The 23,781-nt window shown below is 39.2% G+C and carries 19 protein-coding genes and 1 riboswitch; of the genes, 8 read left to right on the forward strand and 11 right to left on the reverse strand.

Going from position 1 to position 23,781, the window contains the following annotated elements; translation table 11 throughout:
- Positions 1 to 12 precede the first annotated feature (12 nt).
- From WYK_RS19645 to WYK_RS19690, 10 genes are all read right to left on the reverse strand, one after another.
- A complete protein-coding gene (locus WYK_RS19645) occupies positions 13 to 2,724 on the reverse strand; it encodes a hypothetical protein (protein WP_040376152.1) in 2,712 nt (903 codons plus the stop codon).
- Between the two features lie 371 nt (positions 2,725 to 3,095).
- Positions 3,096 to 4,133 carry a DUF2804 domain-containing protein gene (locus WYK_RS19650; RefSeq protein ID WP_040376167.1) on the reverse strand — a complete coding sequence of 346 codons (1,038 nt, stop codon included), beginning with the start codon at positions 4,131 to 4,133 and terminating at the stop codon, positions 3,096 to 3,098.
- Positions 4,134 to 4,273: 140 nt separating this feature from the next.
- Complete coding sequence (locus WYK_RS19655) at positions 4,274 to 5,242, reverse strand: sugar phosphate isomerase/epimerase family protein (protein WP_040376153.1); 969 nt, start codon at positions 5,240 to 5,242, stop codon at positions 4,274 to 4,276.
- A complete protein-coding gene (locus WYK_RS19660) occupies positions 5,239 to 6,300 on the reverse strand; it encodes a Gfo/Idh/MocA family protein (RefSeq protein WP_040376154.1) in 1,062 nt (353 codons plus the stop codon). The genes WYK_RS19655 and WYK_RS19660 overlap by 4 nt, the downstream gene beginning before the upstream one ends.
- Positions 6,301 to 6,313: 13 nt before the next feature.
- Positions 6,314 to 7,339: a Gfo/Idh/MocA family protein gene (locus WYK_RS19665; protein WP_040376155.1), complete on the reverse strand. Its 1,026-nt coding sequence runs from the start codon at positions 7,337 to 7,339 to the stop codon at positions 6,314 to 6,316.
- 12 nt (positions 7,340 to 7,351) lie between these two features.
- Positions 7,352 to 8,080, reverse strand: coding sequence for a ThuA domain-containing protein (locus WYK_RS19670; RefSeq protein WP_040376156.1), 729 nt, complete (start codon positions 8,078 to 8,080; stop codon positions 7,352 to 7,354).
- A gap of 26 nt (positions 8,081 to 8,106) precedes the next feature.
- Positions 8,107 to 8,925, reverse strand: a complete 819-nt coding sequence (locus WYK_RS19675) for a carbohydrate ABC transporter permease (protein WP_040376157.1) — start codon at positions 8,923 to 8,925, stop codon at positions 8,107 to 8,109.
- On the reverse strand, positions 8,925 to 9,785 hold the full coding sequence (locus tag WYK_RS24665; protein WP_040376158.1) for a carbohydrate ABC transporter permease: 861 nt from the start codon (positions 9,783 to 9,785) through the stop codon (positions 8,925 to 8,927). The genes WYK_RS19675 and WYK_RS24665 overlap by 1 nt, the downstream gene beginning before the upstream one ends.
- A gap of 99 nt (positions 9,786 to 9,884) precedes the next feature.
- Entirely contained in the window at positions 9,885 to 11,177 is a 1,293-nt protein-coding gene (locus tag WYK_RS24670; RefSeq protein WP_040376159.1) for an ABC transporter substrate-binding protein, read from the reverse strand.
- Between the two features lie 134 nt (positions 11,178 to 11,311).
- Positions 11,312 to 11,599, reverse strand: coding sequence for a hypothetical protein (locus WYK_RS19690; RefSeq protein ID WP_040376160.1), 288 nt, complete (start codon positions 11,597 to 11,599; stop codon positions 11,312 to 11,314).
- A 260-nt stretch (positions 11,600 to 11,859) separates the two neighbouring features.
- Here WYK_RS19690 and WYK_RS19695 point away from each other — a divergent pair, with 260 nt between their 5' ends.
- The 4 genes from WYK_RS19695 (at position 11,860) to WYK_RS19710 (ending at position 18,658) form a co-directional block, all read left to right on the forward strand.
- Complete coding sequence (locus WYK_RS19695; RefSeq protein ID WP_235782573.1) at positions 11,860 to 14,286, forward strand: SH3 domain-containing protein; 2,427 nt, start codon at positions 11,860 to 11,862, stop codon at positions 14,284 to 14,286.
- Between the two features lie 154 nt (positions 14,287 to 14,440).
- Positions 14,441 to 15,589, forward strand: coding sequence for an iron-containing alcohol dehydrogenase (locus tag WYK_RS19700; protein WP_040376161.1), 1,149 nt, complete (start codon positions 14,441 to 14,443; stop codon positions 15,587 to 15,589).
- A gap of 139 nt (positions 15,590 to 15,728) precedes the next feature.
- Entirely contained in the window at positions 15,729 to 17,201 is a 1,473-nt protein-coding gene (locus tag WYK_RS19705) for a GAF domain-containing sensor histidine kinase (RefSeq protein WP_235782572.1), read from the forward strand.
- A gap of 17 nt (positions 17,202 to 17,218) precedes the next feature.
- A complete protein-coding gene (locus WYK_RS19710; RefSeq protein WP_040376163.1) occupies positions 17,219 to 18,658 on the forward strand; it encodes a sigma-54-dependent transcriptional regulator in 1,440 nt (479 codons plus the stop codon).
- 44 nt (positions 18,659 to 18,702) lie between these two features.
- Here WYK_RS19710 and adhP read toward each other — a convergent pair whose 3' ends face one another.
- A complete protein-coding gene (gene adhP, locus WYK_RS19715; protein WP_040376169.1) occupies positions 18,703 to 19,716 on the reverse strand; it encodes an alcohol dehydrogenase AdhP in 1,014 nt (337 codons plus the stop codon).
- A 307-nt stretch (positions 19,717 to 20,023) separates the two neighbouring features.
- Between adhP and WYK_RS19720 the strand changes: the two genes are divergently transcribed.
- From WYK_RS19720 to WYK_RS19735, 4 genes are all read left to right on the forward strand, one after another.
- Positions 20,024 to 20,320, forward strand: a complete 297-nt coding sequence (locus WYK_RS19720) for a DUF3892 domain-containing protein (RefSeq protein ID WP_040376164.1) — start codon at positions 20,024 to 20,026, stop codon at positions 20,318 to 20,320.
- An 87-nt stretch (positions 20,321 to 20,407) separates the two neighbouring features.
- Positions 20,408 to 21,226 carry an STAS domain-containing protein gene (locus WYK_RS19725; RefSeq protein WP_051387754.1) on the forward strand — a complete coding sequence of 273 codons (819 nt, stop codon included), beginning with the start codon at positions 20,408 to 20,410 and terminating at the stop codon, positions 21,224 to 21,226.
- Between the two features lie 351 nt (positions 21,227 to 21,577).
- On the forward strand, positions 21,578 to 23,206 hold the full coding sequence (locus WYK_RS19730; RefSeq protein WP_040376165.1) for a PAS domain-containing sensor histidine kinase: 1,629 nt from the start codon (positions 21,578 to 21,580) through the stop codon (positions 23,204 to 23,206).
- Between the two features lie 42 nt (positions 23,207 to 23,248).
- A riboswitch (PreQ1 riboswitch) is annotated at positions 23,249 to 23,294 on the forward strand.
- 9 nt (positions 23,295 to 23,303) lie between these two features.
- Complete coding sequence (locus WYK_RS19735; protein WP_040376166.1) at positions 23,304 to 23,777, forward strand: QueT transporter family protein; 474 nt, start codon at positions 23,304 to 23,306, stop codon at positions 23,775 to 23,777.
- Positions 23,778 to 23,781: the final 4 nt, after the last annotated feature.

The raw sequence follows: 23,781 nt of genomic DNA on the forward strand, positions 1-23,781 counted from the left end.
CTTTTTTGATAGTTACTTTCTAGAATCTTGAATCATTTCATATTGGCGCAATCTTATTTTAAATAATGTGATTGGATCCCGATACAACTCTGGAAGTTCTCTCATTCGATCCAGTGCGGATTGGCTATCTGAAATTTCGATTTGACATTGTTCCGTATGTTGATTAAGAACGTTGTATGGATGTCTAAAGAACATAGCAATATCTCGTTCCAGGGATTTTTCAAACAAGACAAATTGTGACAGGAATTTTGCCGCAACTGTACTTGCTACATCATCATAATCCATGGTTTCTAGATATTTCTTATATTGATTATATAATGTTCCTTTATTTTGCGTAATTCCTCCGAATAACTTACCGGCACCTTTAAGGAGAAGTTGTGACGGTGTATGGCGCATTAGAATATTCATGTCATCAACTTGCACCATACTAGTCATCCGCTCTGCATCACGACTCCAGTCATCAAGCACTCGGTAATCACAGGCGAGTTCAATACGTTCGTCGCCATAAAGAGTATTAAAACCTTCTGCCATTTCATTTAAAAGAAGCTGACTTTGGTTAAAGTCTTCTTTCGACTCATTAATCCAATCTTGTAAGGAAACATGGAATTTAGGAAGTACCCGATTCTTGACATAATCCTGAATCCGTACATTCATCTCTTCATTAAGTAAGATATGAATACGTCGGAAATCGCTGTCCTCTTTTAATAGACTAGCACAGTCACGAAGAAGATCAGGAATCCTTCCTGTAAGGTCATTCCGAACGTCATCTTTAAGTAATTTATAGGCTTTGGTAATGGAACGTACATTTTCTGTCTCTTGATCTGTTACTTGATGAATGGCCCCGTTAAGTTTAATGACCATTTCTTCATTCCACCTGATCGATTCAACATGTTGATTTTCCATCTCAATCCGTTTCTCTAGCAGGGCTGCTAAAGTTTTGCGGATGTAGAACAGCATGTTGCCTGTACGATCGACAGGAAGATGATCACCGCTGAAATTGCGCCAAATAAAGCTGGCTGCATCACCTTGATGATGTTGACTTGAATAAGCAAATAGTTCTGCTTCTGGGATATAGTCATGAATACGGTCAGCTGTATCTTCAAGAATTCGGATGGCATCATGCTCGTTGAAAATTTTCTCTAAGTTTGTTAAAACAAAATGAATTGGTAAGTGAGGCGTCCGTTTTCTCACGTCTAAGACAAGTTCACGCTCTCGCTCAGTAAATGGTGACTGTGCATCGAGTGTAACTAATAATCCATCTGCCATATGTGTTAATGTGTAAAATTCATTTCTTACAGCCGCACTTCCTGTTAAACCGGGAGTATTAACAAAAGTTAATGCCTGTTCTTCTAGTAAGAGAGATGGGAACTTCACCTCGAAAATAGATTCTCTATAATTGCTTGATTCCTCAATGGCTTCTAAATCAGGTAATGGAAGAATTCCTCCATTACTGATCTGATTAATTTCAGGTTGACGACTGTCGCTCACCGTAATAAACGCAGCGCTGCCTTCCGAAATCACCGCTTCACCAGATAGACCATTGACAACTAACGCACTTCCTAAAGGATCCATTCCTGCAATCAATAGAGTTCGTGCAGAACGATCCATTAGCTGATTAACCATCCATTTGCTTTTCTCACCAACTTGAAGTTCAAGCTGTTCAGCCCAACGAATAATAGTTTGATAAAGCTCAACGCTTTCTGTAAACGATTCGTGGTGTACGCTGGCACCTCGATGCATGGTTTCAGCTTCCTGTACAACAAGTGCATCCAAGCTTCCACGGAATATTTCATTCCAAGCAAGAACTGCAGTAGATGCAAACAGCGAACTATTCTTATCTGTGAGCTTTAGCCAATTGGTGAGTGTGTTAGGAATAATTTCTTCCAGTTCCTTAATAAAATGGCTGCCGTCTAACAAAGAAATATACGTATCCTTATATGTTTTGACAATACCATACCATGTATTTCGTTTATCTATCTCAGCCTTCATAAAGAATGCATTTATCGTATTCAGCCATGTGAAATACGAAGGTTGTTTCTCATAAATTCCCCATAATGACAACACTAACTTTTCAAAGCGCTGGCTATCCTCAGCGTGCAATGTTTCCAGAACAGGAACGAAGTATTCAGGTTGTAACGCAGCTGTATACCCGTAATCTACATATCCTTGAAGGACATCAAACCATGAAAGGACACCTGTCCGTATTCCTTCATTAGCTGCCAAATCTATCGCACTGTTCCAATCCCGTTGATCTTCAAAGAATGAACGGGCCACTTCCGTTACATTCGGGTAATCAGGGTGGAAATCGACAACGTCTTTAATCGTTCGTGAAGCAAGATCAAACCGAGCTTCCTCTATGTATAATGAAAATAACTGCAGGGCTACTTCCGCTCTTAATACCAAGCTTTCCGCTTCGATTGATTTATATAAATCTTCAGCTGTTGAAAGCATCCCAAGTTGGTAATAGGCATCTGCACTGTTCTTTCTCGCCCAAGGACGTAATTCTGAGGAAATACTTTCCCATTTAAAGATAGCAGCCTCGTAATCTTTAAAGTGGTAATATAATTCACCTTGCGAATACCGGATTTCTCCTAATTCTGGAACTTCGTTTTTTTGTTCCTCAAGATAGGCCTCTCCTAAAACTTGAATAGCATAGGATGCTTGCTCTTCACTGACTAGTGTTTCATAAAATTTTTTATCGATTAATTGATTTTCAGACACCATTGATTTTCCCCCGCTTATCTATAAGTCAAAGTAATAGCCCCGTTATAAGGACCTTCTAAACAAACCATTTTAAAATAGAAGAGATGAACCTCTAACATATTATTTTAACAAAGTTTTATTATAATTAAGTTTCATTCTACTAACAATTACGGGTCAATGTTTTCCTCGACTGTAAAATTTTTAACACAATCCCAATTAAGGAGAATTTAACGGTTAATTTGATGCATACCTATTTTAATCAAATGATTGATTAAGAGAAAATACCGAGACTTCACAATAGATACAAACATTTAATTAATCGATTGATTAAATCTATAAATAAGTTTAATTAATCGATTGATTAAGAGAATAGACCCGCCAAGAGTTCCGTTTCACCATTTGTTGCTTACTTTTTCTGCAAAGCCTAATAAATCTTTTACAATAATTTCTTTGCCGTCGTCCAAAATTACCTTTCCAGAAAACCGTCCAAAGACCTGATGTTGATTACTCGAAATAAAGAGTACGGATGAATAAGCATAGCGGTCAATAATCGGATGAAATGTCATCTCAAATCTGCCGTCACTTGAATGGAATGTCCAAGGCTTCATATACTCCTCTGAGTTCTCTTTATTAATTGGAATCTGAAAATTTACATCATCGAGTTTATGTGCTCTCCCCTGATAAAAAAGCATATTTTCTGTCGCCGCTGTTGTATCACCAAACCCATAGCCAATATTAAAGCCAAACGGTACTCCATCAATTAATCCTGAAGCCGAACCCCAGTACCAAGTATTTTTATAGGTCCAGACACCACGGCCCCAATCTAAAACGGCAAAGGAATCTGCGGGATCAAACAGATACTCATGCCCAGCAAATAGTACCTTTCCTTTTGCACGAATCGGATTAATCTTTTGGTTATAATAAAACGCCTTTTTATCTTCTTTAAAAGGAGTAGCAATAACCATTGATTCCTCTGGTTCATCGAACAGCTCTAGTTCAACAAACAGGTCATCAGTTTGATGAAACTTCTTCATCTTAAAGTTTAACTGTCTTTTACTGCCGTCATTATAGAACTCAGCCTTCACCCGCTTATTACGAAATACGGCATCCCCACTTTTCGAACTGCTGGGAAGTTTCATTTTGCCTCCCGGTGCTAAGGTCATGATGCTAGTCGTTAGTTGACTCGGTTTCTTAAAGTCCAACAGAGAAGCGCTGATTAAACCCATATAGGAATTATCTGCAATCGTTAATGCCACCGCAAACTCATTATTCGAGATCAAGTAATAATCCCATTCTTTAATCCGCCAAGGGTTTGCTTTAATGGCGAAGCGATTGTAGGTTAGAAGCTCCCTTTTTGAATACCCCGCTTCCGCTAACATTCCTCGTTCATCTAATAATGGATGGACACTCGTAATCTCGTGATTCCTCACAGCCTTCACCTCGAACCTTTTTATTTATTATTTCATAGCACAAGAGGAATCTCCATTAATAACCATATAAAGAGTATAAATTTTCAGAAAAATAAGCATCCCTCTAGAGGAATGCTTAACCTTGGGCTATCTACAATGAATTAAAGCCACCACATCTCAGCTGGGCTTTCATTAATCAGAACGGAATTCAAATTACGGACAGCGCGGTGGAATCCTTCTTCAATCGACATTAGTGGATCTTCATGCTCAATACTGACAACATAGTCATATCCGTATGTCCTCAGAGCACTAATAATATCAGACCATTCTTGAATACTGTGGCCGCATCCAACTGATCGAAAATTCCACGAACGTGTCTGCACGCTGCTATAAGGCTGCATATCAGTCAAGCCATACATATTGATATTCTCTTGATCTAAGAAAGTATCTTTAGCATGAAAATGATGAATGGCGCCTGCTTTACCAAGAATTTTAATGGCTCCTACTGGTTCTATGCCCTGCCACCACAAATGACTTGGATCAAGGTTTGCGCCTATAGCTTCGCATGTTTTCTCCCTAAGCTTCAGTACCGTATAAGGTGTATGAACAAGGAATCCTCCATGAAGTTCAAGCCCAATTTTCACATGATGGTCCTCAGCATATTGCCCCCATTTTTTCCAATAAGGCACCAGTTTTTCTTCCCATTGCCACGCCAATACTTCACTGTACTCATTTGGCCATGGTGCTACAGGCCAGTTTGGGTATTTAGCATCTTCCTGATCACCCGGGGTACCTGAAAAGGTGTTCACGACCGGAACTTCCAGCAGCTCAGCAAGTTGAATCGTTTTAACAAAGGTATCATGACATTTATCTGCAAATGCTTTATCGGGTGACAACGGATTACCATGACAACTGAAAGCACTAATCGTTAATCCACGCGAATGCACTGCCTCCAAATAGGCTTCCCTTTTAGCTTCACTCTCTAACAATTCATCCAAGGGACAATGGTTGTTACCAGGATAACCGCCCGTGCCGATTTCTACTGCTTTCACCCCAGCCTCTTTTACATAATCCAACATTTCTTCGAAGGATTTATCAGCGAATAGTACAGTAAATACTCCTAATTTCATGTAATCTCCCTCTCCTTCAAATCCAAATGTATACTCTTTCCGCTTTCTGAACTCTTATAAATAGCTTCGATAATTTTTGAAACCTTTAAAGCCTCATATGGTTTCACCAGCGGTTCAGAGTAACCAAGACAGCTGTCAACGAAGTTTTCAGCCTGCTGGACATCTGGCGTTTCATCACCAGGAATCCATTCAGCTTCACTGTTCAATAACATGCCGTACTTTGCTTTATTTAAGGTAAACGGCCATAAATCAAGTCCTCCATCTGTTCCTGAGAGGCTTAGTGTGTTTGCGTCTCCACGAATATTCGCTGCCCAAGAAGTTTCTAATAATAAAGAAGCTCCATTGGCGAATTTAATATAGCCGGTTGCGTGGTCATCTACATCAAACGTTGTCGAATCAAATTTCCCCCATTGATTAACTTGCTCATGACCCTTGCTTATATAATTATAGGTAGTTCCTGAAATTTCAATTGGCTCTGGGTCTCCCATCAGCCATAACGCTAAGTCAAGTAAATGACAGCCGTAATCAATCAGACCGCCTCCACCTTGGAGTTCTTTATTGGTAAACAAGCCCCATCCAGGAACCTTTCTGCGGCGTAATGCTTGAACTCTCCCTACATATGGCAAGCCGATTTCTCCTTGTTGAATGACAACCTTAGCAGCTTGTGCTTCTCTCATGAAACGATAATGATACGCAATAGATAAAACCTTCCCCGCTTTACTTGCAGCCTCAATCATCGCTTCACACTCAGCCGTCGTAATCGCCATTGGTTTTTCACATAAAACGTGACATCCAGCTTCAAGAGCTGCAATCGTAATCTCTGCATGAAATTTATTAGGTGTCGCTACGAGGACTGCATCGACTTCTTGAAACATATCATGATAATTCGTAAAGACATGAGCAATATTATTTTTTAAGGCTAGATCCTTCGCTCTAAGTTCCTCAATATCTTGAATTCCATAAAGAACGACTTTATCCTGAAGCTTTTGAAAAGCTGGGATATGTCTGTCACGAGAAATACCACCTGCTCCAACAATCCCCAATTTTATCTTTTCCACGCTGGTCCACCTCTTATAATGTAATGATTTTTTTGGTTTTGTTGGAATCAAGTGCTCCTAAAATTACCTTTAATGACTTCATCCCTTCATCCCCGTTGACTGGAGGAACTGTGTCCGAGAGAATACTCGTGACAAAACGAGTAATGACTCCTGAGTCCTCCTGCCCTCCTTCTTCATTAGTTTGAATTCCCCCTAGGTTCTCCTTCACTGTTTGACCGTTGGTATAATGAATAATCAATGAATGGTCGGGATCATCCTCTAAACGCATAATCCCTTTTTCCCCATATATAATGGTGGAATTATCTTCTTTTGCACCATAAGACCAGCTCGCAGCCAAGGTTCCAATAATTCCGTTTTCTGTTTTTAAAATAAATACTGCATTGTCATCAATATCTGTATTTTGCTTAGCATTTGTCTCTATAAATGCTGCCACTTCTGTAAATTCTTCATTAAGTAAAAACCGCATTAAATCAGTTTTATGCACACCCAAATCTCCCATAGCCCCGATAAATGCCTGTTTTTTATCAAAGAACCAGCTGTCGGCTCCATCAATACTCCAGCCTTCCGGGCCTCCATGACCGAATGACGTTTTAAAGCTGTATATTTTGCCTAGGTCTCCAGACTGAATCAGCTCGTGGGCTTTATCATGTGAGGGCACAAATCGTTGATTATGAGCAATCATTAATTTCTTTTTATTTACTTTTGCAGCCTCAATCATCGCTTCAGCTTCGACTAAAGATGTTGCCATTGGCTTCTCACACAACACATGTTTTCCAGACCGCAGGGCTGTAATTGACATAGGTGCATGAAGGGCATTTGGAGTACAGATACTCACTGCTTCCACTTCATCGTTCTTAAGCAGTTCCTGATAATCAGTATATGCAGCTGCTCCAAATTTTTCTGCCATTTCGAGTGCCCTTTCTTGGACAACATCACATACAGCAATTATTTCAACATTTTCATGTGCCTGATATTCTGCAAGATGACGATATCTTGCAATACTTCCACAGCCAATGACTCCTACCTTCAATTTATGCATATCATTCTCTCCCTATTGTTTATTCTTTGATGATAGATCCTCGATTGCTTGGGAATGTCCATATTCAGGTCGATTCCTCGTTACTGGTTTAACCCATTCAACCGCATTTCGAATGACTCTTTGAACATTCTGATTATAATAGGTTGGGTACGTTTCATGCCCGGGTCTAAAATAAAATATTCGGCCATTTCCACGGGTGTATGTACAGCCGCTTCTGAATACTTCGCCGCCTTCAAACCAGCTGAGAAATACCAGTTGGTCAGGGGAAGGTATATCGAAATGCTCTCCATACATTTCTTCCTGCTCCAGCTCAAAATACTCTCCAATTCCTTCGGCAATCGGGTGGCTGGGATCCACGACCCATATCCGTTCCTTTTCTCCATCCTCACGCCATTTTAAATCACAAGTGGTCCCCATTAACTTCTTGAAAAGTTTCGAAAAATGCCCTGAGTGAAGAACAATGAGCCCCATGCCCTCTAAAACCCGCTCGTAAACTCGTTCAACAATCTCATCATTCACATCTTCGTGTGCCTTATGTCCCCACCATACCAAGACATCCGTCTCGTTTAATACTTCTTCACTCAGTCCATGTTCTGGTTCATCCAACGTGGCCGTAGATGCATCTATTCCTTGTTCTTGAAGAAATTCTGCAATTGCACCATGAATCCCCTTTGGATAAATCGTTGATACAGCCGCATTCGTTTTTTCGTGACGATTTTCATTCCAAACAACCACTTTCATTGTTATACACTCCCTTAAGATGTGATTTACTTAACAGCTCCGTCTGAAATGCCTTTGATAATTTGTTTTTGTGCAAAGAAGTACGCAATAATAACGGGAAGTATGGAAATCGTAAGACCGGCAAGTGCCAAATGCCATTGTTTCGTGTATTGCCCAAAGAAGAAGAACAATTTCAATGGGATGGTTTCCGTACCATTTCCACCAATCACAAGAGAAGGCAATAGATAATCATTCCAGATCCAAATAACATTTAATACGCCGACTGTAACAGACATCGGTTTCAATAATGGAAAGATAATATACCAAAAAGTCTGGAATTTATTACATCCATCAATTTTAGCCGCATCATCAAGTGACTCCGGAATTCCTTTTAATGCACCATGATAGAGAAAAATTGAAAGACTTGCTCCAAAACCTATATACATAAAAATTAAGCCGCCTCGATTAAGCATGTCGAGTTTGCCGAATTGAGCCACAAGTGGAATCATGACCGATTGAAATGGGATTAACATGGATGCCACAAACACGAAGAAAATCCAGGAGCTGAACTTGCTCTTGTTTCGTGATAATGCATAGGCTGCCATGGCAGAAAAGATGATTATTAAGACGGTACTGACACCCGTAATCAATAGTGAATTTCCAAAAGCATTTAAGAATCCTAATTGCTCAAAGGCTTGGACAAAATTATCCCAAGTCCATGTTTTGGGAAGTCCAATTGTATCAGCGAAAATATCTCGTTTTTCTTTAAATGCGTTTACTCCCATTAGATAAAATGGGAAAAGCCAGACTAGGGCTAGAAGGATTCCCATAATCTCGACCAGATAGAGTATCCGGCGATTGCTCATTACAGTTCAACCTCCCTTTTCTTGTTGTAAAATACCTGAACAAGCGAGACGGCTGCTACTACTACAAAGAAAATGACAGCCTTCGATTGAGCATAGGCCATAGCGTTATCAGTAAAGGCCGATTTGATAATGTTCATTGCAACCATTTCTGTCGAATTATATGGTCCCCCGTTAGTCAGAGATAAGTTTTGATCGTACATTTTAAAAGAATGAGACAGAGTTAAGAATAGACTTACCGTAAATGCTGGAGCAATTAGTGGTACGGTAATGGTTCTAAAGCGCTGAAACTTACTTGCTCCGTCAATTTGGGCTGCTTCTATTAATTCCTGCGGGACCGATTGCAAATATGCTATATAGATGAGCATGACATAGCCAGCCATTTGCCAAGATGTCAAAATGACAAGTCCCCAAAAACCAGTTTCTGAGGTTGATAGCCATCCTTTCAATCCTTCAATACCAACTGCATCACCAACTGCTGCAAATGCCTTTGTGAAAATAAATTGCCAGATAAAACCTAAAATCAATCCGCCGATTAAATTCGGCATAAAAAAGATTGTCCGTAAAAAACTGCTGCTTTTAATGTGCTGCGTTACAATTAAGGCTAATCCTAAACCAATAATATTTATGACAATAATAGCCGCCGCCGAAAACTTAATCGTGAACCAGAACGAGGTCATAAACTCATTGTCACTGAGTAACTTCGTATAGTTATCCAATCCTACAAACTTATTCAAACTTAGCCCGTTCCAATCAGTAAAGGAATAAAACAGTCCATTTAATAGAGGAATAATAACCACGGCAATTAAACAAATAAGAACTGGTGAAAGAAAAAGCCAAAATGACAAGTCACGATTTCGCATCCAATCAACCCTCCATTCCTTCCCAAGTGATTTAAAGCTCTTAACATAGAAAGAAACGAAGTGGAGCGGACTCCTCTCCGTTTCTCTCAATTTATTATTTTATTGTTGTGAACGAATCTCTTTCCATGCGTCCATATTCTTTTTGACTAATTCATCCCAAGATAATTTACCAGAGACATAGGCTTGAACACTTGCTCCGAATTCGTCCTCATTCCACCCAATCGGGAAGCCATTAAAGGCCCATCCAATCGTATTTCCTGCTTCAGAATATTTATAAATTTCCTGTGAAATTGGGTCAGCAATCTTTGTCCCATCATAGCCTTCATAGGCAGGGATAAATTTAAAGTCTTCCAGCACCGCTTGTTTTCCTGTATCTGAAGTGTACATCCAATCTAAGAATTTCTTCGCTTCTTTTTGAACCTTTTCATCAACTTTAGTATTTACTGCCCAGTAGTTAGGCACCCCTACTGGCATTTTAGACTCTCCGTTAACTGGAATCGGGATAATGCCAATTCCTTTCTCAGCTAATTCAGGGTCCATCTCATAAACAGTGTTATAGATCCAATTTCCCTGTTGAATGATAGCCACCCGTTCAAGTGAGAACAATTCCTCTACCTGTTGTGAATAATCTAAGCTTGTAGTCGGTTGTACCGAGTAGTCATTCTGCAAATCGACCATCTGTTTTAACCCTTCACTGTTTTTGAATTCCACAGTTGGTGACTCATAGGCTTTTAGTACGTTCCCCTCAAACTCTGGCGCCAAGAAAACATTTGATAAATGATTCCCTGTCACCCATTTCTCTTTAACTGGAAAAGCAAAGACTGCTTCTAATTCCAAGTCCTTCTTTTTACTATCCAGTGTTTTAACCGCTTCCAAAAGTTTGTCATAAGACGTTAATTCTTCGGCCTTAATCCCTGCCTTTTCAAAAATTCGTTTATTATAAATAAACCCATAGCCTTCCTGGTTGAACGGCAGTCCTAATACCTTTCCATCGACCGTAACTCCATCCAGCGTTCCTTCCAGCGCAGCCTTCGATGCTTCTGTTTCCCCTAAATCCAGTAAACGATCACTGAATTGCTCTACATCTGTGGGTCCGCCAATATTGAAAATTGCGGGTTCCTCGCCCGATGCAAATTTAGTTGTCAATGACTGCTTATAGTCATTACCTCCCCCAACAGTCGAAACCTTGATATTTACGCCTTTATTTTCTTTTTCATAAGCTTTTGCTAATTCCTCAAATTGGTTTTTGAATTCTACTTTAAACTGAAAGACTTCTAGTGTGAGATCATCCTTTGAATCCCCGCCGCTTGAAGAGGATGAACATCCGCTCAACACGGCTCCTGCCAAAAACAGACTTGAAAAAATACCGGTAAATAATTTACCCTTTTTCATCGATAGACCCCCCATTTTCTTATAGTTAGTAAAAATATGTACCCCACTCTATTACCCTATTTTTACATTATTAATCATATATTACAAATATAAACTAGTCTACCTTTTCCTTGCAATTGTAACCGACTTAAATATTATTTATGCACGGTTTTAAAGGCTTGTTTGTATCCTTCTAATCCTGCAATATCTATTAAACCGGTATTTCCGCAATTCAAGCATCTGGAAGGCAGTGTCCCCCCAAAACCCATCGCTGCTGACATGTATGGCTTATCCTTCACACTTTCAAAGGATTTATATTGATCAGCTAGCTCACCGACACCGTCTGGATAATACTTCCCATATGGTTGTACGGCTCCTTTATTCCCGCATTTTAAACAGATAACATTTGGAATAACCGTAAATAACTCTTCCGGCTCATTCACTAGATCACTCCTTTAACTATACTTCTACTTAATTCTATTCGTGACATCCAAGATATTTCCCTACTAAAAAAATAAACTGAACCTAAAATACTAAAAAAAGGTAAATTTATATTGTTTTCCACCTTTTTCAAATACATACTATATATGTATATTAAAATCTTTTTACTTTACTCTACTAATTCTTTATTTGTACCGATATTACTAGTGATTAATAAAAAAGATGATCTATACGTACGAAAGGAATGATTTTATTGAGAAAAATGAGTATGGTTCTTACTCTATCAGCAGGAATTTTAGTCACAACAGCTGCTCTCCCTGCAGCCACACCCCTTGGAATCAGCTCTGCTGAAGCAAGCGTAATTAAGAAAACCCAACTGCAAACGATGGCTGAATTACTTTTGCGTGAGTCCGCCAGTACAAAAGCCAAAAAGCTTGCAACCATCCCGAAAGGAACAATTATCACGGCAACGGAAAAAAAGACCAGCTGGTATAAGGTAACGTACAGCTATAAATCTACTAAAAAGACAGGTTGGGTAAGCAGCGGGTATGTGAAGGAGTACATAAAGGAACAATCTATTAGTAAAATTTATCTTTTCACAAAAAAATCTGCTGCCCTTTATACAAAACCGTCTGCAAAAGGTACGCCCGTTACCGTAGCTGCCAACAATGGCTTTTATAGTACTCAAAAAATCATAAACAGCATCGGTGAAACGTGGTTCAGGGTCTACTTAAATGGCAAAAAACTCTATCTCAAGGACAGTGGGCTTACACAAAGTACCTTTACTTCTTTTGCCAAAACCAAGTATGTATCTGAAAAGAAAACAAATCTCTATCAATCCTATGGTAATGCCCATAAGAAATTAACGGTGATTCCTAAAGGAACTGAAGTTACTTCGAAAAAAAGAAACGGCGATTGGTTAAGCGTTAGCTACAATGGGCTTACCGGCTACGTTTACATTAAAGATTTTAGCGAAAATAAAGAAATGATTTATAGTATAAACGGCATTTATTTTACGAATAAGGCAGCTAAGGTGTACGGAGCTCCCGAATCTACAAGTCTAACGACAGGAACCATTTCGATGGGGAATGGCTTTATTTCTAAAGAAAAGACAGTAAATCAGACGGGTATTTGGTATAAGATTATGTATAATGACCAAGAAAACTACCTAAAGGGTGATGATGTCGTGGAAAAAACATTTTCGTCTATCAAACTAACTATTCTACAGGCTAAAATGGAAACAAACGTCTATGCCTCTTATGGAACTGATTTCGTTAAATTAGGCACTATTACAAAAGGCACCCAGTATACCACCGAGAAAAAAATTGGCGACTGGTACGAAATAAGCTATGAAAATACAATCGGATATATTTTCAGCGGCGATTTCAGTGAGTACGAAGCACCTGCAGAGGCACCGATTACAGAAGAAAAAATGTCCGACACAACGTTTGTGACGACTTCTGAAGTATCTGCTTATAAAAAAGCGGATGGAAAAGGATCGGCTGCTTTTACTCTTAAACCATCAACAATAATTATGGCAAATGCACGAACTTCAAATGAAATGTATAAAGTCACTGATGGCAGCAGGACTGGTTACGTCTCTGCTGACTCGCTTAACCAAGTTAGAACGGGTGACCCAATCATGAATCGCACTGGGTACCAATTTATCGATTTACGCACACAATCAAAAGTAACAGCAGCTCAGATTGATCAGTATATATCATCATTTGTAACCCCCAAAAACAAAATGAGTGTTTTAACAGGAAAAGGGAAAGTGTTTATAGAAACTGGGAATGCATATGGAGTCAATCCATTATATTTAGCTGCACACGCGATTCATGAAAGCGGATATGGCACCTCGGATATTTCTTTAGGGAAAAACAATTTATTCGGTTTTGGATCCTATGACGCCGCTCCATTTATCGCGTCATACCGCTTTAATTCTATTGATGCCAGTATCGAATACATCGCCAAACAGTTAAAAGCTACCTACCTGAATCCAGCTGATTGGCGGTACCAAAAGTTTGCCTACCTTGGCTTCAGTACGAAGGATATGAAAAATACCCGAATTGCTGCCAACAGCGAAGGAATGAACTTTTATTATGCAAGTGACCCTGAATGGGGGAAAAAGATTGCCGCGCATATGGAAAGAATCTACCCTTATAATCAAGCAGAGTACAAAAATGCTGTGATTAATACGGTTTATCCAAGCGAGCCAAGTAAACCAATTGGCAGCGACTTGTTTCCAAAAAACATCGAAACGGTCGCTAATAAAGCGTTAACGCTCTATAACAGTCAGGCAGTCTCCACAACAAAAACAGTTTTGAAATCAGGTACATCGTTTACTCTGCTCGAAAAAGCAAATGACTATTGGGTACGAATTAAAGTCGCTGATAAAGAATACTGGACCAACAGCATTAATTTTGTCGAATATAAAAAAGCAATATCCGTTAAGAATTTAGGCCGGGTCAGCGGCACTGAAGGAAATCAAAATCTTAATGTTCGTAAAGAGGCGTCTGCATCGAGCGGGAAACTCGCTGAATTGACACCTAATTCCTATGTGCAGCTCGTCCTCAAAAAAGATGGCACATTAATGATGAATGATAAAAAAACATGGTACCAAATCCAATTGGATGACGGTACATATGGCTGGGTAAGTAAGAACTATATCGTACAAGAATTGAAATAATGTATATATACACATCATGACGCGCCGCATCGAAATGGTTCTCCTTTTGATGCGGCGTGTTTTTTACTGGAAAATTTTTTTTATAAATAAACAGGAATGTGCCGCCTTGTTGGTAAATATTAGAAGTAATTGTATTTAAGGAGGTACCTAAACCATGACGATTACTAAATTTGTCATTCCAGAAATTATATTTGGAATGAATTCAATTCACCAAGCAGGAGAAGCCTGTAAGCGTCTTGGTGCCACTAAAGCTCTAGTTGTGAGTGACAGCGGGGTCGCAAATGCCGGCTGGCTCGACATTGTCATCCAGTCATGTCAAACGGCAAAGCTTTCGTACACTACTTTTATCGAGACTACCACAAACCCAAAGGATTCAGAAACAGAGGCAGGCAGCAAGCATTTCTTAACTCATGGATGCGATGCAGTAATCGGTGTCGGGGGCGGCAGTGCCTTAGATTCGGCTAAAGGAATCGCACTTCTCTCCTCAAACAAAGGCAAAATACGAGACTATGAAGGCATAGATAAAATTCATACACCGCTTCCTCCAATGGTGATGGTCATGACGACCGCAGGTTCTGGATCGGAAGTATCACAGTTTTCGGTTATTGTTGATTCTGACCGTGAAAAGAAAATGATTATCATCTCAAAATCACTTGTCCCTGATATTGCGATTATTGATCCGAATACCTTAACCACTAAAGAAGCCGAATTAACTGCAGCCACAGGGATGGATGTTTTGACACATGCAATTGAGTCCTATGTAAGTATTGCCTCTACTCCTCTTACAGATGTTCAGGCTAAGAATGCTTTGTCTCTCGTCTCTCGTTTTTTACGTCCTTCCGTCGCATCCAAACGTAATATTGAAGCCAAGGAAGCCATGGCAATGGCAAGTCTGCAAGCGGGCCTTGCCTTTTCTAACGCCATTCTTGGAGCAGCCCATGCAATCTCTCATTCAATTGGAGGTAAATATTTACTGCCGCATGGAGAGATAAATGCCATCCTGCTGCCGCATGTAATGGAATTCAATCGGATGGCGGTGCCTCGCCGCTTTAGAGAAATGGCTGATATTATGGGAATTGACACAAGAACGTTAACAGATACCGAAGCTGGGATAGAAGCAATAAAGTTTGTTAAAGAGCTGTCTCAGGATATTGGTGCTCCTTCCACACTCACTGAAGTTGGAATAACCAGAGAAATGGTAGATGTCATTGGAATGACTGCACTAGAAGACGCATGCATGATTACCAACCCGCGTGATATGTCATTAACTCAAATAAATGACTTGCTCTTAAAGGCACTATAAGGAGGCGTACACGATTCAAGCTGCGAATACTGATTTAATTGAACTTCTAACAGGCGTTCGGTCATCCAAAAAGAATTACTATACTGAATTAAAAAACACAGTTGAACAGCTGAAGAAAAAAAATATACAGCTGGAAATTATGAATGATATCACAAACAGCATCCATATTAATCTCAATATCGAGGAAATGCTTCATCAAGTGATGGGTAGACTTGGTCAGCTGATGGTCATTGATAACTGTCATTTAATCCTTTTGAAAGATAATCAAACATCCTTAATTCATATATATCCCTTGAAAAGTTGTGAGCAACAGGATGCAGGATGGACTGCCCTTCATGAACTTGCCTTACTAGAAGGCTCAATTATTCAAAAACATGTCAGCACACTCCCTTCTCTTTATAAAGAAAAAGAGAAACTACTAAGTCTTGATATTCATATCATCCTCATGATGCCGCTCTATTGTCACGAGAAAGGAATAGGCGTTTTACTATTCGGCCGGAAAGACCTTGAAGATTGGGACGAAGAAGAATTAGGATTTTTACGGAAACTATCAAATCAGATCACCATTATGCTTGAGAAGACCCATCTTTTTAATGAGCTGCTGCACTCTCAGCAAAAATGGGTAGAAACCTTTAAAGCCATTGAAGACATCATCGTTATTTTTAATCAAAATTTAGAAGTGGAGCAGTGCAACGATTCTGCAATAGAATTCACTTCCTTAGAAAGCTTACTCACTGCTGCCCATTCACTTATCCAATCTACTTTCGTCACCCAAACACCCAATTTCAAAGAAATACATCTTACAAATGACCTGATTTTTGATATGCAAACCTACCCTATTCAAAACAGGGATATGCATGTCTATGGGGTTATTGCTTACTTTAAAAACGTTACCAAAAAAAGAAACATGGAAGCGCAGCTGCTCCATAGCGGAAAATTAGCAGCAATTGGAGAAATGGCAGCTGGTATTGCCCATGAATTGAATAGTCCATTAACCGCGATTCTCGGAAATTCACAAATTCTCTTACGAAATTCCCCTTCAGAAAATACAGATACAATATTATTACAAGATATTAAAAATTGCGGAGACCGCTGCAAAGAAATCATAAAAAGTCTACTTACTTTTTCTCGCCAGAATGAATATAGCTTTACCTATTATTCGTTGAATGAGGCGGTAAATCAGGTTCTTAATTTACTGAAGTTTCAGCTGGAGAAAAATCGAATTACGCTACAGTTGTCCTTGATGAATGACCTCCCTCTTCTTAAAGGAAGTCAGCCACAGATTGAACAAATTATCATTAATCTGCTTCTCAATGCTCGAGATGCAGTAGACATGGGAAAAGCTGAAAAGAAACGAATAATCATTGAAACGTACGCTGAGGAAGATTATCTTGCTGTAAAGGTCCGCGATAACGGGATCGGAATTGCACCTGAGCGGATTCCTTTGATTTTTCATCCCTTTCATACTACGAAGGATATGGAAAAAGGAACCGGTTTAGGATTGTCTGTTAGTCTAGGAATTGCCAAGGATCATAACGGTACAATTGAAGTTAAAAGCTCTTACGAAAAAGGGAGCAGCTTTATACTCAAATTGCCTTTGATTGGATTGTAACGGGGAGGTGAACAGAAATGAATTTGCTAATCGTAGACGATGAAAAAGAAATTGGAACTTTCTTATCTCATTTATTTTCTCTAAAGGGTTTTACTGTACATAAAGCAGTCAGTGCAAACGAATTCTACCAAATTGATTTCACCTCTCATATCTTTCATGCGGCCATGATTGATATTAAACTACCTGATGGCAGCGGTCTTGCCTTATTGAAGCATTTGAAGAAACAACAGCTTCGCTGCCAGGTTCTCATCATGACTGGCTACAGCACCATTAAAACAGCCGTAGAGGCTATGAAACTTGGAGCGAGTGATTATATTGAGAAACCCTTTGATGATATTGAAGTCCTTGAAAAACAAGTTGAAACCCTCTTAAAAAGAACGCAATCTGCTAATCCACCATACATTCATAAGCTTGCAAAAGAGGCAGGTATGTTAATCGGAAAAAGTCCAGCAATGAATCAATTAGTTGAGACCACATGGAAAGTAGCACAAAAATCTGTCAACGTACTAATTGAAGGAGAAACGGGAACCGGAAAAGAAGTTCTCTCCCGTTTTATTCATCTTGCAAGTCCCAGGAGAGATGATCCCTTCATCGGCATTAATTGTGGGGCGATCTCGGAATCACTGTTAGAAAGTGAACTATTCGGTCATGAGAGAGGAGCATTTACTGGAGCAACTCAGCAAAGAAAAGGATTCTTTGAAATTGCAGGAAGCGGCACACTGTTTCTGGATGAAATTGCTGAAGCATCATCTTCGATTCAAGTGAAACTGCTTCGGGTGTTAGAGACGAGAGAATTTATGCGTGTAGGCAGCAGTCAAACACTTCAAACCAATGCTCGATTGGTTGCAGCAACGAATGATAATCTTCAACAAGCGGTTGATAACCGTACGTTCCGTGAAGACCTATTTTACCGTTTAAATGTTGTTACATTAGAACTTCCAGCACTTCGAGAAAGAAAAGAAGATATTCCCCTGCTCATACATCACTTCATAGAGCGAAACGGCCAGCAGTCTATTACTTTTTCGCCCGCTGCCTTAGATAAACTTTTGTCCTATGATTGGCCTGGCAATATTCGTGAACTTTCTAATGTAGTTACCCGTACGCTCACATTTGCGGATCAAGACTCCGATATTTCAGCTGATGATATCGTTTTATCATCTTGTTCACCTGCACTAATTTCAAAAGCAGAAAAACCGTCTCTTAATACGACCAATCATTTAAAGCAGTGGCGTAATGAGAAACTTGCCGACTTTAATGCAAGCAATAAAATAAATCTCGAAAATGTTCTTACTGAGATTAAACAACTTGAAACAGATATTGGCAAAGAAATGGTCCAGCAGGCACTGCAAAACACATTTGGAAATAGAAACGAGGCGGCTAAACGCCTCCATATTTCAATGCGAAAGCTGCGCTATTTGCTAAACGAAAAGAATAAAACAGACGTAAAGAAATCATAAAAAAAACGAAACAGGAATCCCCAAAGGGAGGCCTGCTTCGTTTTTTATTCCAGCGTTAACACGACACGACCATTAATCTGGCCTTTTTCCATACGTTGAAAGATTTCATTAATTTCTTTAAGTGGTTTTGTTTCAATATTGGTTTTCACTTTTCCTTGTTTCGCAAATTCAAGTGCCTCCATTAAGTCTTTTCTTGTTCCAACAATTGAACCTTTCACGGTGATTCCATTTAATACCGTATCAAAAATTGGAATGGGCAGAACATCATTCGGAAGCCCGACAACCACCAATGTCCCTCCCCTTTTAACAGAGCTATACGCTTGTTCAAAGGCTTTTTTTGTAACAGCTACCGAGATAGCTGCTTGGACACCGCCCACTTTCTTTTTAATATCCTCTATAGGATCTGCCTTCATGCCGTTAATCGTTATATCGGCTCCAAGTTCTTTTGCCAGCTCTAGTTTATCATCCTGAATATCTACTGCAATAACATTAAAGCCCATTGCCTTCGCATACTGAAGTGCGACATGACCTAAGCCCCCTATTCCATAAATAGCGACCCAGTCTCCTGGTTTCGCACCAGAAATTTTAAGGGCTTTATATGTCGTCACACCCGCACAAAAAATCGGTGATACCTCAGCAAAATCCTGTCCTTCAGGAACCTTTACTACATATTTCGCCGGTGCTTTGCAATATTCTGCATAACTTCCATTTACAGAATAACCAGCATTTAATTGATCTGGACACAATGTTTCCCTGCCAGTTAAACAATATTCACACTCGCCGCATGCTGAATAAAGCCAAGGAATTCCAACTCGGTCCCCAACTTTTAAGGAAGTGACACCTTCAGCCACCTTTTCAATAATGCCTACACCTTCATGACCTGGTATCAGAGGCAGAGTAGGTTTTACTGGCCAGTCACCGTGCGCAGCATGAAGATCTGTATGACAAACCCCGCACGCCTTAATTTTGACTAATATTTCTCCATACGCCAATTCAGGTATTGGGACCTCTTTAATTTCTAATTCTTGATTGAATTCATTCACTACGGCTGCTTTCATTAGCTTAACCTCTTGTTCTGTCTTCGCTTCTAATGTACTCGCATTTTGCTTCGCACTCATATACTATCCCTCCCTATCTGACTGACAATGAATTGACAGTCTAATCACTTAATGTGATGTACATAGAGATATTGCAAGTCTTGTGCCAACAGTTCTTGCCGCAGAGGAATAGGCTTTAGGTAAAGTAAGCCGAAAAGTCGGCTGGCTTTTCCCGAATATACGGCACAAAGATGACAAAACCTGTTTCACATACTTTCGGGTGAAAATGTTCAAGATAGGTGTAAAGAAATATAGGAGGTCATTTGATATGGACAAATTTGAGGAAGCATACGAGAATTATTTGCATCCAGGATCATCAAAGGTTCCTAAAGAACCTGAATCAGACAAAGAGGAAATTATCGCAGTGAGAAAGAATGAAGATGGAAATATTATTGCTATTAAGACGAATACGGGCCGCGAACTCGATTATTCAACTGCGATAATGGAAGCCAAAGAAGGAAACTTGGGGCATGTTGATGTTTTCCAGAAATACGGACGTGACATCTTGCGAAGTGAACCCGACGGTATTAAAGAAAATAACTTAGGAGAACTCCCTGACTTTTAACGACTAGTAAACCGTCATAAGAGTTTAACAATAGATTTCACCTTTCTTTTAAGCGTATAATTATGAAAAAAGGAAGGTGAAACATTAGTGAATCCAACAAACAGCCATGATATGGCCGCTTACCTTAAAGAAAATGCAGCGGATCTTTCCCGTGATTTGGTCAGTGATATTTTAAAAGAGTTTACATCTGAGATTCCCACTGAAGAGATCGAGCAAGCAAGAATGATGTATAGTGGACTTTTTATCTGTTTAGCTGATTCCATCACACAAGGTAAAGAAATAAACACAAAACAAGTTTTGACTTGGAGCAGGAAAAATGGTGAAAGAAGAGCTTCTACTGATGGAGACCTTTCTGAGATTATTAATCGTTATCCACCTTCCCGTGTCATTTTAGTTGATAACTTAGTCAATATCTGTGAGAAATTTAATCTATCACACTCTGAAGTATTAAAAATTACACAAATAATCAACTATCTCTTAGACTTAAGCATCAGTGAAACTACACTTGCCTTTGAGCGTAAATCTGCCCAAATTTTAAAAGATGCTCAGATAGAGGCACATGAACTAGCAGGACAAATTGTTCCTATTCAGGACGGTATTGCCATCCTTCCCTTATATGGTTCCATCGACCACGAAAGGGCTGCACATATTACTGAAAATGTCTTGCCTAAAATCGCGGATAATAAAATCAATTGGCTGATTATTGATTTTTCAGGCATTATTAAAATGGATGGTGAGGTGGCCGGTCACATCTTTAACATTCATTATATGCTTGGATTAATCGGCGTCGAGGTCATTATTACAGGAATTCGTCCTGCTCTTGCTCAACATGCTGTTCGGCAAGGTATCGATTTTTCATCCATTAAGACCTGTGGATCAGTCATGCAGGCTATCCAGACAATCTAATAATACCAAACGATAAGGCCCCGTTTAACGGGCCTTATTTATCTCTCACTCTCCCATCGGTGTTTTCCACACCGAGGATAATTTAGTTCTTTTATCTTTCAAACTAAATGGTTCCACAATGCCTGTCGCATGCACAGTTTATCCCACCTTATCGCAATAGACGTCACACTCCTCGTCACGACTCTCACTTTTCATTTTTAAAATTATACCCAAATAAAGGAATTCGATTCGAAACCCACACTTCTCTCATCACTTTCTTCTATAGGATTACTATGACAACTTTGCTAAAATAGAAACGTATGCCACTAATCCATTATGGTTTCAAAGCTGCGATGATGAAGGAGATTAAATATGTCAAAATATAAAGTATTACTTTTTTATACTATTTTAGGCCTTTCAGGGATTTTGATTATTGATTACATTATGTATAACCTGATTCAGGAACAATATTTAAGAGTCTATATTCACCGAACCATTGGTATCATCCTTCTAATTTGCACGGGAATATTTCTTTATTTATATCTTTCAAAAATGGAACAATTTTCAGAGCTTACCGAAGAGCAGATGCGGCTGCATGCATTAATCGATACAATGGCGGACTTCGTGAATTTTAAGGATGGGAAGGGCAATTGGATTAAAGTTAATGAGTTTGGCTTAAAACTCTTTCACCTAGAACATGTTGATTATAAAGGGAAAACAGACTCAGAACTTGCCGGCTATACACATGCTGACTCGAGTGCTCTCGAATATTGTGAAACGTCGGACGAAGTAACTTGGAACTCAAAAAAAGTGACAAGATGCCAAGAAGTGATCCAGCTCACAGATGGCAGACATCGAATATTTGATACTACAAAAATCCCTCTTTTTGAACAAGATGGCTCAAGAAAATCACTCATTGTAATTGGCCGTGATGTTACCGATATCATTCAAGCACAGAATGAATTATCTATCAGCCAACAGCAATATAAATCTTTATATGAATATAATCCAGATCCTATCTTTATGCTTAACCTACAAGGATTAATTTCTGATGTGAACTCTCGATTTGAGGCGATAATTGGCGAATCTGAAGTGAGTTTAGTTGGAGTATCTATTTTTGACTTCATCATTCAATCTCCAGAGGACCAACTTAACCTTAAACAGTCCTTTGCTGACGTTATACATAGTAAGAAGGGTATTCATAAAGGAGATTTACGTTTTCAAACAAAAATAGGTAAAGAAATCTGGCTGTCTTGTATCATTGTTCCCATTCTAATAAACGGCACAATTTCCGGCGTAATTTGTTACGCAAAAGATGTCACACACCTCAGAGAAACTGAGAAGATGCTTAGAAAAACAGAAAAACTATCAGTAGTCGGCGAACTCGCAGCAAGTGTCGCCCATGAGATTAGAAATCCACTTACTTCAATTAAGGGGTTCATTCAGCTTCTTAAGGATGATTCCGATACACGCGAAGATTATTTCAACATTATGTTAAATGAATTAGATCGAATTAATTTGATTGTCAGTGAACTGCTTGTACTAGCTAAACCCCAAGAATTACAGCTAACACAACAAAATCTCCATCAATTAATGACTGAAGTAGCTGTTCTGCTTGAACCACAAGCTCATCTTTCTGGAACAGAACTCTACATCGGCAGTAACCCACGACTACCGACACTATCCTGCGAAGCCAATCAACTAAAACAAGTGTTTATCAATATTATCAAAAATTCAATCGAAGCCATGGCCACCAAAATTAACGTTGAATTTATTTTAAATAACTCATCTGTCTTAGTAAGAATTACAGATGACGGACTTGGTATTACCCAGTCAAGAATTAAACATCTTGGAGAACCTTTTTACTCATCCAAAGAAAAGGGCACTGGTTTAGGCCTCACCATCACCTATCGAATTATTGAGGCACATAAAGGATCTGTCCACATTCACAGTGAAATTGATAAAGGAACAACTGTTGAAATTACACTCCCAATTGACTAATTGCTGCCTTCTAGTATATTATTAGTCTTCGAGTATTCACTAAAAAACGTGGTTCGAAACCATCCCACGCTAAAAAAACTAAGGGAGTTCCTGCTAAATGAATAGTAAAACACTAGTTATAAACGGTATTTTGGCCGCTTTGTACATTGCTGTCTCAATGCTTATTCAGCCATTCGGTTTCACCAATATTCAATTCCGAGTTTCTGAAATGTTTAATCACCTAATCGTTTTTAACAAAAAATATATCTTTGGTATTTTATTAGGTGTCTTTTTAACCAATCTATTATTTTCGCCAATGAAAGCCTATGATTTAATCTTTGGAGTGGGTCAGTCTTTAATTGCTTTGACGATTACAATTATTTGCTGCCGCTTCATTCAAAGTATCTGGAAACGGATGCTAGTTAACATCCTTGCGTTTACCGTAACGATGTTTATTATTGCGCTGGAGCTCAACCTTGCATTTGGTCTGCCTATTATGTGGACTTGGCTGACTACTGCCATTGGTGAATTTGCTGTCATGGCAATTGGTGCACCTCTTATTCTAGCCATTCATAGACGAGTTAATTTTTGAAAAA

The organism is Peribacillus psychrosaccharolyticus ATCC 23296, from assembly GCF_000305495.1.
Classification (GTDB): domain Bacteria; phylum Bacillota; class Bacilli; order Bacillales; family DSM-1321; genus Peribacillus; species Peribacillus psychrosaccharolyticus.